This is a genomic window from Pseudoalteromonas sp. Of7M-16 (assembly GCF_022347805.1).
Taxonomy (GTDB): Bacteria; Pseudomonadota; Gammaproteobacteria; order Enterobacterales; family Alteromonadaceae; genus Pseudoalteromonas; species Pseudoalteromonas luteoviolacea_F.
In genome coordinates, this window is record NZ_JAKRFY010000061.1 from 1 (window position 1) to 1443 (window position 1443).

A 1443-nucleotide genomic window follows, 5' to 3' on the forward strand; every position below is an offset into this window, starting at 1 on the left:
TTCCAATGCTGTTCGTTTAAGGGGCCTTGAGTGGCTGGCTCCTTTTAACTGGAAACTCTTTCTTCTTCATTTTCACTGCCCGAGGGTAATTCGGCCTGTCTGGTTTTGGCAAGATAAAGTCCTTCACTGTGTCAGTTAAGTCTTTTAATCTTTTGGGAAGCCTATGTATTGAGTTAGTAGTGGCCATTGAATAGTAGTCATAAATCACAACTCGCATAGTTGTTTTAAAGCTTATTTGTGCACCTCTTACTTTCACCTGTTTACCAGCCAATGCTGCCTCATGCCTTATGAGGTTGTATGCTATCAACATGCCGTAGAGCTCTTGGATCACTAACTCTGGCTTTTTACTTCGAAGGGTCATCGTGTTTTTTAGCATCGTTTTCTTGATATCCCTATAGCCCAACTCGATTGACCACCGCTCATGGTAAAGTGCAATGATATCTTCTTTTGAATATTGCTCACGAGGTAGAGAAGTCGCCAATAGCTTTGGTTCGAACCCATCAATCTGGTATTTAATAAGTCTAAATTGCCAATCCTTAGGCAATGTACTAGAACGCTTACGAGTATGCGAATTCAGCGTTCGCTCTACCAACATATCGTCACTTTCTACCTCACCTTGGACTCGTTGCCATTTAATATCAGTGCGTAAGGGAGTAACCCAAAATCTGTCTGAACCCAGCATTTCTATATGATGTAATAGTTCAGCTGAATGGTAGAGTTTGTCCATAAGCACGACGCTCGTGTTGGGTAAGTTATCTACCAACTGCGAGGCTATTGTAATTTCACCCTTTTTAAATTCACATAATCCCGCATTAAGTATAATTTGAGTTCTGGCATTCATTAAACAAGTGAGCCGAAAAGCGGGAAAAGCAGAAACTCGCTCTCCTTTACTGTGCGCAGAGCCAAAATAGGCACGACACTCAGGTGTATCTTCAGTACGTAGGCTTGTGCCATCAATGCTATATACACGCAGGCCATTCCAAAGCTCATCTTTATACTCTTGATCATCCCAAAAGGCGGCGCTGCGCTGGAATAACCACTCAACAGGCGCTGCCCCCAAGCGCTGGCGCGCATTGCTCCATGAGCTTCTTGCAAGCAATCCGTTGTCAATTTGAGCAGATTTAAAGGCTAATCGCGCTGCAACTTCTTGAATAGGTTCACTGCGCATTAACGACATGCCTATCACAAGCCGAATAACATCTTCTGGCGCAATTTTTCGCCTGCGAATAGTTGCATGCCCAGTTAGGTTGAACGCCTCTGTTAGCCACTCAGTAGGCAATTCGGTGTTAAATACAGAGATGTTACTAACGATTTCTTCTGCATCATTAAATAGCATAGACAGGTCATTCAACATATAAGCTCCTTCAAGTTAAGAGCTAAATATGCCATAGGCAAAAGATCGATCAAGACGTAGTAAATGAGCTTAAACGATCAGCATTGGAA

1 protein-coding gene is annotated in these 1443 nt (G+C 42.9%); it reads right to left on the minus strand.

From position 1 onward, the window contains the following. Positions 1 to 16 precede the first annotated feature (16 nt). On the minus strand, positions 17 to 1354 hold the full coding sequence (locus tag MHN81_RS27950) for an IS4 family transposase (RefSeq protein WP_239427378.1): 1338 nt from the start codon (positions 1352 to 1354) through the stop codon (positions 17 to 19). Positions 1355 to 1443 lie beyond the last annotated feature (89 nt).

Bases quoted from the DNA above. Each gene is read 5' to 3' on its own strand.
- MHN81_RS27950 (WP_239427378.1), bottom strand. From the start codon at position 1,354: ATGTTGAATGACCTGTCTATGCTATTTAATGATGCAGAAGAAATCGTT.